The following is a 14,062-nucleotide window of genomic DNA, read 5'->3' on the forward strand; positions in this document are numbered from 1 at the left end:
GGCCTGTTTATGAACCGCTATATTTTTCATATTGATGTGAACGCCGCCTATTTAAGTTGGAGTGCTGCTTACCGGCTACAACAAGGTGATGCTGTGGACTTAAGGTCTATTCCCTCTGTTGTCGGTGGTAACGAAAAATCAAGACATGGTATTGTCCTTGCCAAATCAACACCTGCCAAGCAATATGGCATCCATACCGGGGAACCCCTTATGGCGGCACGACAGAAATGTCCTAACCTTGTAGTGGTGCCTCCTGACTACAACCTCTACATAAAAGCCAGTCAAGCCATGATCGACATCATCCAAAGATACTCGCCCCTTGTCCAACAGTTTAGTGTGGATGAGTGTTTTGTGGACTTTCTTCAGATTGGATCTGATAAAAAAGACCCTGTCCTACTGGCGCACACCATTAAAGATGCCATCTCAGATGAACTGGGCTTTACCGTTAATATAGGTGTCTCTCACAATAAGATCCTTGCAAAAATGGCTTCCGACTTTAAGAAGCCTAACCTTGTTCATACCCTTTTTTCTCATGAACTGGAAGAGAAATTATGGCCCCTGCCGGTTTCTGACTTATTCATGGTGGGACGACAGACCTCTAAAAAGCTCTATTATCTTGGCATCACCACCATTGGTGAATTGGCAAAGGCCGATACGGATATGCTCTATGGTCATTTCAAAAGTTTTGCCCACCTGATTCAGAGCTATGCCAACGGCGTTGACCCTTCTCCTGTTCGTAAAAATAACCATCCCTTGGTTAAAGGCATGGGCAATTCGACCACCGTTAAGTTTGATGTTCTTGAAGCGACAACCGCTTATCAGGTTCTCTTGTCCTTAGCCGAAAGCGTAGGCATGCGCCTAAGGGCCGCAGGCTTTTGCGCCGGTCTGATTGCCGTGAGCATTACCTCTGCCACTTTTGGTCACAAGAGCCATCAATACAAGCTCAGCGTCGCTATGAATTCAACCAGCTATATCCACCAAGTTGCAAGGCGTCTTTTTGATGAACTTTGGGACGGCACGCCTATTCGCAAACTGGGTTTACGAGCCAGTGACCTACACACCAATGATTATGTTCAATTGTCTTTTCTAGAGGATTATGATTTTTCTAGAGATCGGCTTCTGGATCTGGCTGTTGACCGGATTCGAGGGCGCTATGGACTGACTTCCATACAGCGTGCCAGCTTTTTACATTCCGGTTTGAAACCGGTCACCGGTGGCATTGGCGTGGAAGATTATCCTGTCATGACCAGTATTTTATAGATGAGGTGTTATATATGAAAACCATTGCAAAACCTATCGAGATGATCAGTTGGACCGAAGAAGACGGTCGTATCCATCCCGTTAAGTTCAAGATTACAACCCACGAAGGTGAACGACAGGTCTACCGGGTCCTTCAGATCTATACCACTGAACTTGACCGGGTTGCCGGCAACAAAGTCTATCGCTTCACCTGTGAGATTGCCATCAACGCCATGATTAAGCTTTGCGAGATTCGCTACGACTTGGATTCTTGTCGTTGGGTTCTTTTTAAGATATAGATTTGGTTAAAGGGTCAAAACTAAGTTTCACTCAATTTTATAAATGACTTTTCTTGAAAAGTTCGTAATTAAACACCAAACACAATATATGAGGTTCTTCTCCAATAGCTTGGATGTAAGATGACGTGGTCACACATATGCTGTTGGTTAATAAGGATATGTAGGGCTTGGTGATCCATACCTCAAGACTGCCACCACTGATAAAGCGATATAAATCTTCCTCTGAGTAATCATATCCCTTGTTGTGAATCTTAAAAATGTCCGCGTTCCTAGAAGAAAATCCCGTATTGTTAATCATGGCATCACTTATTTGAATACCCTCCCTATTAATAATCCAACCATTTTCAATCGAAGGGTAAGCCGTAAAAAGCTGATTCACATTTTCTTCCATAGAATATTGGGGCCAATTATGACTTTCGGCTTTAAGCTGGTCTAAAAACATAACAATCTTATTCATAAAATGCCGCATGTCTTCTATCGTAGCTGTCTTTGCATGACTTCGAATAAGCTCAAAGCCCTTCTGCAAATCAAACAAGTCAACATAATCTTCTTCACTGACTCTGACTGGCTCTTTGATGTAGTAGCCTTGAAAATATTGAGCACCCTGTTCAAAAGCCAGCATTAGACCTTTTTCTGTCTCAATACCCGTTTCTACGACAACCATACCCATCTCATGGGCGATCTGACCCATATGTTTAAGTATGCGTTTTGAATAACTTGGGTTGTTTAACTTTGCTAAGTATTGGTGATTGATTTTTATAATGTCCGGGTTAAAAAGTATAATTCGGTCCAGATTAAAATAATCTTTTCCAATATCATCAATGCTGATATAAAAGCCAAAAGTCCGCTGTTGATGAATAAAAGCCTGAATTTGTTCCACCGTCATATTTTCATAATTACCGATATCAAAAACAACGGATTTTGGTGAAATTCCATGTGCTTCAATCAGGTCCTTTAGAGCATGGGTTTCTTCACAGGCACGGATCATGCTTTCATTGATGTTGATAAACAAAAGGGATTCGGGGTGTTTATTCTGAATATGCCGGAAAACTTGAACCGTCTTTTTAATAACCAACCGTCCAAGTGCCATATCTAAGTCTTCTGTCATAGCCTTCTCAAAAAGTGCATTGGGCTCTATGACTTTTTTGGTTCTTGGATGAATGCCTTTTACAAAAGCTTCTATGCCAATGGCAAATCCCTCGTGATGGGAAATAATTGGCTGCATGTATATTTCTATGGATTCTTGGTCAATCAGTTCACATGTTGAATAACTATGGCTCATGTATTTCTCCATCTCTAATATTATTTGCTTCAATCAAGAACAACAAAATCCTGATATAAAGCGGCTCTCTCATCTTGACCTACCTTCTCACTCATTCTGGCAATTGCCATAGGTAGCAACCAGGGTTTTATCATGTCAAAGTCCATACCTGCCACTTTGAAATAAGCCTTTAAATAAGACCAAATTAATATTTTCCTAGCAAAATAAAACATCCACATGAAAACTCTAGGTTCTTCTTTATGAAGCGCCTCGTATTTTAAGAGGATGAACGTCCTTGCCACATCTGCAGCAGGATGTCCCTTAGCTGCTGTCACCCAGTCAATAACCGTTGCTTTTTTCTCATAATAAAATACGTTCCGAGGATGAAAATCCATATGGCATATGGCTTCACCATCGGGTAATTCATTTATGGTATTCATCACTGCTTCAACTAGGTCAACAGGTAGATCCACCACCTTATTAATGCTTCTTCTAAGGTGCTCCTTAACATCCGGCAAAAGAGGTGCTGTTTTCTCATGGATGTTCAGTTGGGTCCTTGCCAAACATTTTCCGTAAAAATAAGCCTTCCATATCTTTTTTGTCAAATGAAAAAGTATGGTCTTACCATTGATACGTTCAAAAATGTAACCTCTACGCCCTTCTACTTCTATTTCTTCTATAAGCCTTGGCATGGATAGACCTTTGGCATAGACAATCTCATGAATCAGACCTTCATAGTCAATCATCTGATCTTCAATATGAGGTTTGAATAACTTCAAAACCGTATGGTCGTGCCACTCATAAACATCTGATGTTGCGCCGTAACCCATAAGCTGTCGTTTCATCCAAATGCCCCCATTCCATCTTCTAACATTACCTATTGATCCTCACCCAATAATCTAATATATGGCATAGATATGGTCTGTAAACCAAATCTCACCATTACCAATCATGGCCCCTCGCCAAGATGCAAAAATCTCTTCAGATGTGCTGGACGCAACAATACTTCTTATATCTTCGTTGATAATCCAGTCATAATGCTCCAAAAAATCTTCTTTATTATAGAGCTTAATACGGTCTCCATCCCGCTCGACTTCTAAAGGGAACTCAACCATATTTGCCAATGCCTCTTTATTACCACTACCCATAAATTCTTTGAACTTAAAGTAAGTTGTCAGAATCTCCAGATTGGTATAACCGGTACTCAAAGAAAAATCAATGTCTGAGTCAAGAAGGTCTTGCTCAAGTGTCTCAATGCCGTAAGTCTCTTGTACACGTTGATCTAATAAGGTATAATCCATGTCCAAGTGGCTGTTGTCTGCCAAGGTTGACTCATCAAATATTTGCTTCAGACCCTCATTTTCCCATATATAAATAAGGTCAACACCACTTGAAGAGGTGTAAACATAGGTCAGTCCATCATAGGTAACCAAATCAAGAAAATTCGTAATAAGTTCCTCACCCATAATCACTTGGCGATACGATGAGCCTTCTTTTAAAAACAGAGTATCTATAGAAGAAAACATGCCCGTTCCGGCAAACTTATACGTGATGACAAGGTCTTCCTCTCCATTGTTGTCTATGTCAGCTTGATACAGAAAACTGGTATTGTCAAAAAAAGAGGTTTCCATATAAGCCTCTAGGGTTAAGATCTCTTCTTCATAAAACACTGATTGTCCTTCAAATATGCTTTCAATAGCTGCCATAAAAAGGACTTCTTCTTCATATCTGATGCCGCTCATGACCACCATATGATCTTGAAACTCGGATAAGTCTTCAAGGGTTATTATAGAAGCCACATTTTTTTCAGTTTCTACCGCTTCTACAGGATTATCTTCTTCTACCACTTCTTCTGCAGTCGTAGCATCATCTTGTTGCAGTGCCTCCTCTTGTTCATCAACCTCTACAGAGGGCGCCTGAACATCTGTACATCCCATCAACAATAGAATCATCACCATCAGAAGACCAAAACTTTTCATCATCTTCTCTACCACAATCCACCTCATTATTTCTATTTTAATAGTCCTATTACTCTTCTGATGATTTTATCACAACCGTTAAATTTTTTCTATAGGACATGCTTCGATTTAAAATAAAACCACTTCAAAATCATTGTTAAAAAGATCGATAAGTAGAAGCTTACCCTTTAACAGCTCGCCCCTTCCAATTAATACCTTTACCGCCTCACTGACCTGCAGTGATGCCACCAATGCCGGTGAAAAAGAAGGGTTACCCAGTTCTGCTTCATGGCCTTTCCCTTTGTGATTTCTATAGATTTTGCTTAGAAAATCATCACCAGGCATAATCGTACTTACCTGACCGTACCAACCTGCAATTGCACCATAGATCATAGGGATACCCAATTCTGAAGCTGCCTTTTGAAGTAGAAAGCGTGTCTCTATAGAATCCAGGGCATCGATTACAAGGTCATGTCCTCGAACAATGTCTAGAGCATTTTCCTGGGTCAAATATGCAGTGACAGGGGTTAATTCTACATCTGAGTTGACCTTTTCCATCCTCTCTTTGGCTGTAACGGCTTTACCTAAACCAATATGCACCTCTGTCGAGAGAAGCTGCCGGTTCAGATTACTCACATCAAAAACATCCCCATCCACGGCGGTAATCTTACCTACACCAATTCTACCCAGCATTTCAATCACATAGCCACCAAGGCCGCCACAGCCAATGACACATACGCTTTTATTCTTTAACACATCACACTCGTCTTGACTCAACATATTTCTATTTTTTGTATAACGGTCCATATCAGCCACCTCCTACAGGTGGGAAAATAGAAATAATATCGCCTTCTACAAGCTTTGTATCCAAAAGACCATCACGACCGTTGATCATAAGAATTGCTACGTCTTTTTCATCAATCTTAAGCTGATCTATAACCGCTCTGGCCGTCCATTCCTCCCCAAGCTCCACCATCATTTCACGGCCTCTATCTTTTCTCAGTGTTGCAAACAATCTTACTTTGAATTCCATAAAATTCTCCTTCTAGCTAGATACAATAAACAAGGTTGCGCACCCACAGACAGTCACCACAGGAAGGCATATTACCATAACAGTCACTGGTCGTGTCTCTTACAAGGTCACACCCATCCACCAAATCACAGTCTGTACATGAAGGGTAATGGTTATCGTAAACCATGGCACGGTATTTTTTATAAGCATCTGTTTCCCATATGTCCTCTAGTGTATCCGCCATGACATGACCAAAACTATGGGCTTCAATCTTTTTGCTTCTCCCAAATACAACTTCTGTACCACTGTGGGCAAACCGGTAACAAGGGGTGACATCACCTTTAGCATTGATAACGGTTGTATCATTTTCAACGAACCTACATCTGCGCTCTGTCTTAAGCTTCGATTCAGACAATCGAACTTCAAGTCCTTTTTTCAGACCATGGTTACGAATCCGCTGATAAAAGGCTTTCATCTCCGGTACATCATTTTCTGAATAAAGAATTAAGTCTTTGTCTTCTAGGGATGCAGGTAGAATATTAGATACAATAAATTGGGTGGCGCCAAGTTCACTGACCAAATCCATGAGCTTAAACACATCTTGCTTATTGGTTTTTGATATTACCATCTGAAATACAAGCTGAGGCGTTTTACTGTTTCTAGTGATTTTTAATGCATTTAGCTTCTTGACATTGTCAATGACAACTTGAAGCTCAAAGCCCCTAATATCAAAAAATACCTCTGATAAACCATCTATGGAAATAACCAGTTGGTCCACATGATCGATGAGGGCAGTCATCAGATCTTCTGTAAAGAATGTGCCATTACTTGTGAGCATTAATCTATATCGACTGAGTCGCTCAAGCACTTCCATAATCCTTGGGTGGACCGTAGGCTCACCAATACCACCTACAACCACTTCTTCTAGGGTTTCCATACCTACGAGTTCGTTTAATATCTTGTCCAGCATCTCGGTTTCCATGTCCTGTGGTGCTTCGCTCCATGATTTTCTATAGCACATGGTACAGTTAAGATTGCATCGATCGGTTAATTCTAGATTTACCTTTTTGATTGCCATTTTTACCTCCGTTTTATAACCTTCCTAATAAGAAGAGTGACTTTGTCACATTATATACCATCTAAATACCTATATAGAAAAGTCAGACTTCTTTGCGCATGTGCATAGCACGCGCTAAATTTTAATTTATTATATATCAGGAAATATACTTTCCTGATATATAACAAAGGGGTCCCTTTCGGAACCCCTCAATCTTTAAGGATTAGATTTTAAGCAACCCTTTTCTCTCTTGTGTAGGGATACCATCTGTACTCCAACCACGAAGTTCATAATATTCAGGTAACAATTCTGAAAGTCTTGCCACATTACCTTTTGATGGACCTTCTGCAATAGGATCTTCAAGAAGTCGCTTAGGTAATGTATCTTGTGAAGGATCAACACCAGCATCAAGGTTAAATACCCTTTCAAGATTCCAGATGCGTTCACCAGCAAGTAGCACATCATCCGCTGTCCACTCGGTTCCAATAACTGCATTGGTCATAGCCGCATAATCACCAGCACCCATTGCAAAGGATGTGAATAGGCAAAGCCCGGATGAATCAATAAAAGCTGTAAAGTCTTGGAAGATCTTAACCCAAGCTGCTTTACCTTCAATGGTGAATCTGTCCAATTTCTCAGGTAAACCTAAAATCTCAGGAGAAATGAGGTAACCTCTTACATGACAACCACCACGGTTTGACGTTGCATATTGAAGGCCTTGACCTTGGATGGCTCTTGGATCATAAGCCGGCAATTCTTGTTTCTTAACGGACATGGATAGCTCAGGCACACCATAAGAATCTGCCAATCGATAAGAACCGTCTGCCATTTTATCGCCAAATCCTGCTCTCTCACCAATACGCTTGGTCCATTCAACAACAGCGTTGCTGGCACCAAAGTCTAATGATAAACCATCTAAGTCCTCATCTTTAATAAAGCCTTTTTGATAGAGTTCCATAGCTGCTGCTATGGTCGCACCTGTTGATATTGTATCTAGACCATATTCATTACACCAAAAGTTGGATTTAATGATGGATGGCATATCTGATACACCACAGTCACCACCAAATGCCCAAATGGTTTCATATTCAGGACCGCCGCCTTCAATATCATCGACTTTACAATAACGTCCACAAGCGATGGGACACCTGTAACATGGGTCTTTTTTGGTTAAGTACTTTTCAGCAAGGAGTTCACCACTGGTATCTTCCGCTTCGGAAAATTGAGATAATTGGAAGTTATTCGTAGGGAATACGCCGCCTTCATTGATGATGTTAACAAGGACAGCTGTTCCATAAGTCGGTAAGCCTTGTCCGGTAACACCGTTTTCTCTGATTTTTGCGTTACAATCTTTGACGACAGCCTTAAGCGCTTCTTCATTGGCAATGGCCACTTTATTTGTACCTCGAACAGTGATTGCTTTTAAGTTTTTGGAACCCATAACCGCACCAACACCTGAACGGCCTGCTGCTCTAGAAACGTCATTCATAACCGCTGCCATGTTAGAAAGTTTTTCTCCTGCTGGTCCAATCGTAAGGACTCTGGACTTTTCAGGTACTTCTTTTAAAAGTGTTTCTGTGGTTTCGGATACAACCTTACCCCATACATGGGCTGCGTCTCTGATCTCAACTTGATCGTCTTCAATCATAACATATACAGGTTTTTCTGATCGACCTTCTACAATGATTACATCATAACCTGAGAATTTAAGTTCAGCACCCCAGTATCCACCAGAGTTTGATGATGCAATTGTACCGGTAAGGGGTGACTTGGTCACAACCATATAACGTCCCCCAGTTGGTGTAGGTGTACCTGTTAATGGACCTGTTGCAAAAAGAATCTTATTCTCCGGACTTAAAGCATCCACTGATGGGGATACTTCATCCACGAATAGTTTCGTGCCTAGACCGCGACCACCGATGAATTTTTTTGCCTCATCCAGATTCAAATCTTCTACCTGTGAAACACCTTTACTTAGATCAATTCTTAGAACTTTACCTTGGTAACCGTACATATTTTGCCTCCTTCTCAAATTTGGTGCACCGAAAATCCAGTGCAAATAAACGTTACATTTATTTCCAAATCCTTTCCAAGAATGGGAGGCAGTACAGTTTCCCGTCCTACCCTTTGGTCAATGGTTCATGGCTATAGCTTTAGAACCATTGACTCGGATTTTGGCTTCTTTTAATCTATAATCTCGATTGGGTCGCCTACTCTTATTTTACCTGTTTTTAAGACTCTTGTAAATATGCCTTCTTTGGGCATAATGCACTGACCGACTTGAGCTTTGATGGCACAACCGGTGTGACATTCCTTACCGATTTGGGTTACTTCGTGGAAAGATTCTCCTATTTTCACTTTGGTACCTACAGGCAATGTATGAAGTATAATACCCTCTGTCGTTAAGTTTTCTGCAAATTTGCCACTGCAAAGCCCTTCAATCCCTATCTTCGTCATTTTATCAATGCTTTCTTGAGCCAGCAAACTGACTTGACGGTGCCATTTACCTGCATGTGCATCTCCCACAAGACCATGGTCCTCTTGAAACATGCCTTCCGGTATGGATTCTTTGATCACACCTTTTTCCTTGCTGATATTAATGGCACGTACTTTTCCAACAATCTCACTCATTGTCAATCCCCCTGTCTTTTATAGTGTCCCGACTTGCCACCGTTTTTTTCTATTAATCGTACCTGTCCGATGACCATATCCTTGTCAATGGCTTTGCACATATCGTAGATGGTCAGTGCGGCCACAGAAACTGCGGTCAATGCTTCCATCTCTACACCTGTTTTGCCATGTGTTTTTACCGTAGCTATAATTATAATCCGATCCTCTTGTATCTCAAATTCAAGATTCACACCAGTGAGCATTAAGGGGTGACACATGGGTATGACGTCGCTGGTTTTTTTCGCTCCCATAATACCTGCCACCTGCGCTACATTCAGAACATCACCTTTTTTGATGCCTGATGATCGAATAGCTTCAATAGTAGATGGCTTCATGACAATCTGTCCATTGGCTACTGCAACCCTATAGGTATCTGACTTATCCGTCACTTCTACCATATGTGCTCTGCCATTATCATTAAAATGTGTTAGACCCATATTGCCTCCTTTTAGCCTCCGATTTGCACCATGTTTCTTAGGATACTTTTGCCGTTTTCCAGATTATGTTCCTTCGGTTTTTTCTGTATGGATTCTATGATATATTTACTAAGATCTACGCCTTCATCTAGTGCTTTTTTAAGATCGAATTCTTCGTCAGAATGGAGACAATACTTAAGCTTGCCTTCCGGTGTCAGTCTAATCCTGTTACAGTCCTCACAGAACTTGCAGGTGATTGGACTAATCAGGCCGATTTTGCCTTTTCCACCGGGGAGTCTGTAATACTTTGCCGGTGATGTAGGGTCTTCCTCTTCTACCGGTGTTAATTCAGGCACCTGTTCCAGTACCGTTTGATTGGCCAGGAAGTTGTTCTTAGACCATCTGGCTACTTCGCCAATGGGCATAAGTTCGATGAACCTGACATCTATGGCTTCCTCCTTTGTCAAGGCAACAAAATCCGGAATCTCATCATCGTTAAAACCGCCGATAAGCACCACGTTCAACTTAATGGGGGTTAATCCCACACGCTTAGCTTCTTTAATACCTGCAAGCAGATCGTCCAAATGACCACCCCGTGTCATCCTTGAAAACTTCTCTGGGTCAAGTGAATCCACACTAATATTCACACGGTCTAGCCCGCTGTCTTTTAAATCCTGTGCCATGTCTTTTAAGAGCAGCCCATTGGTGGTAAGAGCTACTTCTTTAATCTCTGTATGGGCTTTTATTTTTTCTATTAGCGTAAGAATGCCGCCACGCACCAGTGGTTCACCACCGGTGAGTCTTATTTTCGTGATGCCCATTTTTGCAAATATACCGACGATGGTATCCATCTCTTCAATGGAGAGGATATCTTTATGTTCCATTTTCTCGATGCCATTTTCCGGCATGCAATACTGACACCTTAAGTTGCATCGATCGGTCACTGATAATCTTAAATAATTGATTTTCCTACCATAACTGTCAATCATCCTGTGCTCCTATCTGAAGTATGCTTCCCGCGTCTTTGTAGGTATAACCACCTATTAATTCTAGTTTATGCCTAAATCCTTCGGACTTCAAGACCTTAATAAAATTCTTTATCCTGGGTTCTTCCAAAACCTTATTTGAAACCAAAAAGTCATAGGTTTCATACCCAATGGGAATGAAATCAAGGCCCATGGTTTCTGCCGCCGCATAGATGCCAAGCCCCACATCCGTACCTTCGGACAAGACCGCTACAGCTACTGCCATATGGGTGGTCAACTCCCTATGATAACCTTCTATGTTCTCTGGATCTATGTCCCTCTTTTTTAATTCAAAGTCCAGAAGTTGTCGTGTGCCGGCGCCTCTTTGCCTGTTGACAAAGACAACACCTTCCGTTGTTAGATCTTCAAACTTCTTTATACCTTTCGGGTTGCCTTTTTTTACCATCAGGCCTTGAAGGCGCTTGACCCCTTGAATCAGTGACATATCCCCTTCGGGGAACATTTTTCTAACACTGGATATGTTGTAAATCCCTGTGGTTTCATCGATGAGATGAATAGGTGCAATATGACATTCTTTTTTCTTCATGGCCATGAGTCCGCCAAAGCTACCGACATGGGTTGAAGATATCGGCATTTCATCGGCGATGATATCAATCAATAGATCATGACTGCCGATGATTACCAAACGTTGTTCGATGTCCTCGAGTGCCTTCATTAATTCAACTGTCACCCATTCACCGGACTCAATGCCTTCAAAAAGTCTTGGAACCGTTAATATCCCATCAGCTCTTACCAGACTCATGGTGACACCGGCACCTCTACTTAAGGGTGTCACAATCCACTGATCCTCCACTTGACCCACTGTAACCCTTATGAGTTCTTCGTTTTTAACGGAGGATATAATTCTTTGGGTCAATTTGGCCTTAACTTGATGATGGGCATGAGGCAATCCATACCAGGATTCAATTAATGGTTTAACAAATTTTTCAAAAGCAAAAAAAGCTGAAACCGGGTAACCCGGAAGACCTACAATACCCTTGCCATCCATCTTCCCAAGAATCGTCGGCTTCCCCGGCTTAATGGCTACACCATGAACAATCACGTCACCAAGTTCTTCTATAATATTTACAGTAAAGTCCTTTGATCCGGCTGAAGAGCCGGCGATGGTCATGAGAAAATCATTTTCCTCTATGCCCTTTTTTATAGCTGCTGTTAGTATCACCGGATCATCTATTGCAGGTGTATAGACTGTAGGTTCACACCCTAGTTCTAATAACAAGCCTTTGATGACACTGGAGTTGGTATCTAGTATTTTACCTTTTTCCAGAGCTTCCATGGATTGAACAATCTCATTTCCTGTGGGCAGTATACCGACTTTTAATTTATTAAGAACCTCTATTTTATCTGCACCGCCACTAAGAAGTGCCCCTAGATCTAGTGGTCTTATCTTGTGCCTACTTGGTAAAATCATCTCTCCACTTATAATGTCTTCTCCCACTTGGCGAATGTGTTGCCAAGCATAAGCCGCTTCAATAATCTCCACTTGGTCATCATCTAGAGGGGCGATGTCTTCAATCATAATGACTGCATCTTTACCCCTAGGCATAAGGTTACCCGTATTAACGTATTCAAAATCATCATGAAGCTTCAACTTCAAAGGATTTCTTTCATTGGCACCATGGGTTTTTTCTGCAACCACCGCAATACCGTCCATGGCAGCACAATGGTCATTTGGCGAGGAACGTTTGGCAAAAACCGCCTTGGCTGTTGTTCTATGTAAAGCTTCATCTGCGTCAATAATTTGTGTCCCTACAGGACTGGGCAAGGCTTCTAGGTAAGTTTTAAGTGCTTCTTCAAGAGGAATGTTGGTAATGTATACGTTATCTCTTCCCATTAACTTGACACCTCCTTGATTAGAGTGACTTCTACTTCCTGGCCTTTGTATAGACCTTCTTGTTCGCTGGCAATCTGAATATAACCCGTTGCCTTTGTAAGCAAGGTCATAAGGCCGGATTTGCCTTGAATCGGTGTGGCGTAATAGATGCCTTCCTCACGATGCAGAACCGTCATGACAAAAGTATCTTTTCCGGGCGCCGCATGAAGATTGGTGGTCATAATCGCACGGACTTTAAAATCATTTGATGGTCGCATCTGAGAACTTCTAATATATGGCTTTACAAGTATTTCAAAGATAATGGCCGATGCTGCCGGATGACCAGGTAAGCCGAAGACCATCTTACCTTCTAACTTACCGACGATCGTCGGTTTTCCAGGTTTTACAGATATACCGTGCATCAGTATCTCTCCAGTTTCAAAGGACTCTATGGCTGATTTGGTATAATCACAGGTACCTACAGAGCTACCACCGGATAAAATGACCAGATCTGAAATCTGAGCGCTATGCTCCAGTGCCGCTCTTAAGGCTTCAAAATCATCTTTGATGAGGGCTTTATAAACCACCTCACCGCCGCAAGCCATAACCGCACCTGATAAAGTATATCCGTTGATGTCCCGAATCTGTCCAGGGTTGGGCACCTGGTCATAATCGATGATCTCATCGCCTGTGGAAAGTATAGCCACTTTGATTTTACTTAAAACCTTGACTTGACCAAAGCCCACACCGGCAAGTATGCCCATATCATAGGCTGATATCTTTTCACCTTTTTCTAGAATAACATCCTTTTCTTTTAAGTCATCGCCTTTATAAGTAATGTTCTCACCGTAAGCTATGGGCTTTTTAATAAGGAGGGTCTGTTGATCTAATAACTCTGTATGTTCAATCATAACCATACCATCTGCGCCTTCCGGTAACATGCCACCGGTTGGTACATAGACCGCTTCACCTAAGTGACAAACCATTGTAGCGGCTTCGCCCATTAAGACTTCACTTTTTGGTGTCAAGATGGAAGGTATGCTATCAGAGGCGCCCAATATATCTTTAACTTTAACGGCATAGCCATCGACTGTAGAACGGTTAAAAGCCGGTATATCCACCTGTGCGTACAAAGTTTCACTCACAATGCGGCCATGGCTATTTAGCAAATGGACGCTTTCGCTTTTTAGTTCTATGGTATTGTCTTTTGAAAGTACGATGGCTTTTGCATCATGGAGTGATTTCATATTGAAAATATTCACAGTGAGGTCCTTCCTTTTATGTATTTTTA

General features: G+C 41.7%; 14 protein-coding genes and 1 riboswitch. Of the genes, 2 read left to right on the forward strand and 12 right to left on the reverse strand.

Translation table 11 applies throughout. The annotated features are described in order from the left end of the window. Window positions 1-9 precede the first annotated feature (9 nt). Window positions 10-1,260: a DNA polymerase Y family protein gene (locus tag PATL70BA_RS03555; protein ID WP_125136092.1), complete on the forward strand. Its 1,251-nt coding sequence runs from the start codon at window positions 10-12 to the stop codon at window positions 1,258-1,260. Between the two features lie 14 nt (window positions 1,261-1,274). Further along, complete coding sequence (locus tag PATL70BA_RS03560; protein WP_125136093.1) at window positions 1,275-1,538, forward strand: hypothetical protein; 264 nt, start codon at window positions 1,275-1,277, stop codon at window positions 1,536-1,538. Window positions 1,539-1,575: 37 nt separating this feature from the next. On the opposite strand, the gene PATL70BA_RS03565 is transcribed toward PATL70BA_RS03560, so the two are convergent. The 12 genes from PATL70BA_RS03565 to PATL70BA_RS03620 all read right to left on the reverse strand — a co-directional run bounded on the left by PATL70BA_RS03565 (window position 1,576) and on the right by PATL70BA_RS03620 (window position 14,033). Next, window positions 1,576-2,853 carry an EAL domain-containing protein gene (locus PATL70BA_RS03565; protein ID WP_125136094.1) on the reverse strand — a complete coding sequence of 426 codons (1,278 nt, stop codon included), beginning with the start codon at window positions 2,851-2,853 and terminating at the stop codon, window positions 1,576-1,578. Beyond that, on the reverse strand, window positions 2,850-3,644 hold the full coding sequence (locus PATL70BA_RS03570) for a phosphotransferase family protein (protein ID WP_125136095.1): 795 nt from the start codon (window positions 3,642-3,644) through the stop codon (window positions 2,850-2,852). The genes PATL70BA_RS03565 and PATL70BA_RS03570 overlap by 4 nt, the downstream gene beginning before the upstream one ends. Window positions 3,645-3,698: 54 nt before the next feature. Next, the gene (locus PATL70BA_RS03575) at window positions 3,699-4,793 is read right to left on the reverse strand and encodes a hypothetical protein (protein WP_125136096.1); all 1,095 of its coding nucleotides are present in this window, start codon (window positions 4,791-4,793) and stop codon (window positions 3,699-3,701) included. A 93-nt stretch (window positions 4,794-4,886) separates the two neighbouring features. Beyond that, window positions 4,887-5,564, reverse strand: a complete 678-nt coding sequence (locus tag PATL70BA_RS03580; RefSeq protein WP_125136097.1) for a HesA/MoeB/ThiF family protein — start codon at window positions 5,562-5,564, stop codon at window positions 4,887-4,889. A 1-nt stretch (window position 5,565) separates the two neighbouring features. Continuing rightward, window positions 5,566-5,790: a MoaD/ThiS family protein gene (locus PATL70BA_RS03585; protein ID WP_125136098.1), complete on the reverse strand. Its 225-nt coding sequence runs from the start codon at window positions 5,788-5,790 to the stop codon at window positions 5,566-5,568. 16 nt (window positions 5,791-5,806) lie between these two features. Continuing rightward, window positions 5,807-6,847, reverse strand: a complete 1,041-nt coding sequence (locus tag PATL70BA_RS03590; protein ID WP_125136099.1) for a tungsten cofactor oxidoreductase radical SAM maturase — start codon at window positions 6,845-6,847, stop codon at window positions 5,807-5,809. 202 nt (window positions 6,848-7,049) lie between these two features. Further along, complete coding sequence (locus PATL70BA_RS03595) at window positions 7,050-8,840, reverse strand: aldehyde ferredoxin oxidoreductase family protein (RefSeq protein ID WP_125136100.1); 1,791 nt, start codon at window positions 8,838-8,840, stop codon at window positions 7,050-7,052. A 52-nt stretch (window positions 8,841-8,892) separates the two neighbouring features. Then, window positions 8,893-9,011, reverse strand: a riboswitch (molybdenum cofactor riboswitch). Next, window positions 9,011-9,457, reverse strand: a complete 447-nt coding sequence (locus PATL70BA_RS03600; RefSeq protein WP_125136101.1) for an MOSC domain-containing protein — start codon at window positions 9,455-9,457, stop codon at window positions 9,011-9,013. Its footprint overlaps the riboswitch before it by 1 nt. A gap of 2 nt (window positions 9,458-9,459) precedes the next feature. Beyond that, complete coding sequence (gene moaC / locus PATL70BA_RS03605) at window positions 9,460-9,933, reverse strand: cyclic pyranopterin monophosphate synthase MoaC (RefSeq protein ID WP_125136102.1); 474 nt, start codon at window positions 9,931-9,933, stop codon at window positions 9,460-9,462. Between the two features lie 11 nt (window positions 9,934-9,944). Continuing rightward, window positions 9,945-10,901: a GTP 3',8-cyclase MoaA gene (gene moaA, locus PATL70BA_RS03610; protein ID WP_125136103.1), complete on the reverse strand. Its 957-nt coding sequence runs from the start codon at window positions 10,899-10,901 to the stop codon at window positions 9,945-9,947. After that, entirely contained in the window at window positions 10,894-12,792 is a 1,899-nt protein-coding gene (locus PATL70BA_RS03615) for a molybdopterin biosynthesis protein (protein ID WP_125136104.1), read from the reverse strand. The genes moaA and PATL70BA_RS03615 overlap by 8 nt, the downstream gene beginning before the upstream one ends. Then, the gene (locus PATL70BA_RS03620; RefSeq protein WP_125136105.1) at window positions 12,792-14,033 is read right to left on the reverse strand and encodes a molybdopterin molybdotransferase MoeA; all 1,242 of its coding nucleotides are present in this window, start codon (window positions 14,031-14,033) and stop codon (window positions 12,792-12,794) included. The genes PATL70BA_RS03615 and PATL70BA_RS03620 overlap by 1 nt, the downstream gene beginning before the upstream one ends. Between the last annotated feature and the right edge of the window lie 29 nt (window positions 14,034-14,062).

The sequence above is a fragment of the Petrocella atlantisensis genome (genome assembly GCF_900538275.1).
Classification (GTDB): domain Bacteria; phylum Bacillota; class Clostridia; order Lachnospirales; family Vallitaleaceae; genus Petrocella; species Petrocella atlantisensis.

Coding starts and splice junctions, on each gene's coding strand:
- PATL70BA_RS03560 (WP_125136093.1), top strand. CDS start 1,275: ATGAAAACCATTGCAAAACCTATCGAGATGATCAGTTGGACCGAAGAA.
- PATL70BA_RS03585 (WP_125136098.1), bottom strand. CDS start 5,790: ATGGAATTCAAAGTAAGATTGTTTGCAACACTGAGAAAAGATAGAGGC.
- moaC (WP_125136102.1), bottom strand. CDS start 9,933: ATGGGTCTAACACATTTTAATGATAATGGCAGAGCACATATGGTAGAA.
- PATL70BA_RS03615 (WP_125136104.1), bottom strand. CDS start 12,792: ATGGGAAGAGATAACGTATACATTACCAACATTCCTCTTGAAGAAGCA.
- PATL70BA_RS03570 (WP_125136095.1), bottom strand. CDS start 3,644: ATGAAACGACAGCTTATGGGTTACGGCGCAACATCAGATGTTTATGAG.
- PATL70BA_RS03580 (WP_125136097.1), bottom strand. CDS start 5,564: ATGGACCGTTATACAAAAAATAGAAATATGTTGAGTCAAGACGAGTGT.
- PATL70BA_RS03595 (WP_125136100.1), bottom strand. CDS start 8,840: ATGTACGGTTACCAAGGTAAAGTTCTAAGAATTGATCTAAGTAAAGGT.
- PATL70BA_RS03555 (WP_125136092.1), top strand. CDS start 10: ATGAACCGCTATATTTTTCATATTGATGTGAACGCCGCCTATTTAAGT.
- PATL70BA_RS03590 (WP_125136099.1), bottom strand. CDS start 6,847: ATGGCAATCAAAAAGGTAAATCTAGAATTAACCGATCGATGCAATCTT.
- moaA (WP_125136103.1), bottom strand. CDS start 10,901: ATGATTGACAGTTATGGTAGGAAAATCAATTATTTAAGATTATCAGTG.
- PATL70BA_RS03600 (WP_125136101.1), bottom strand. CDS start 9,457: ATGAGTGAGATTGTTGGAAAAGTACGTGCCATTAATATCAGCAAGGAA.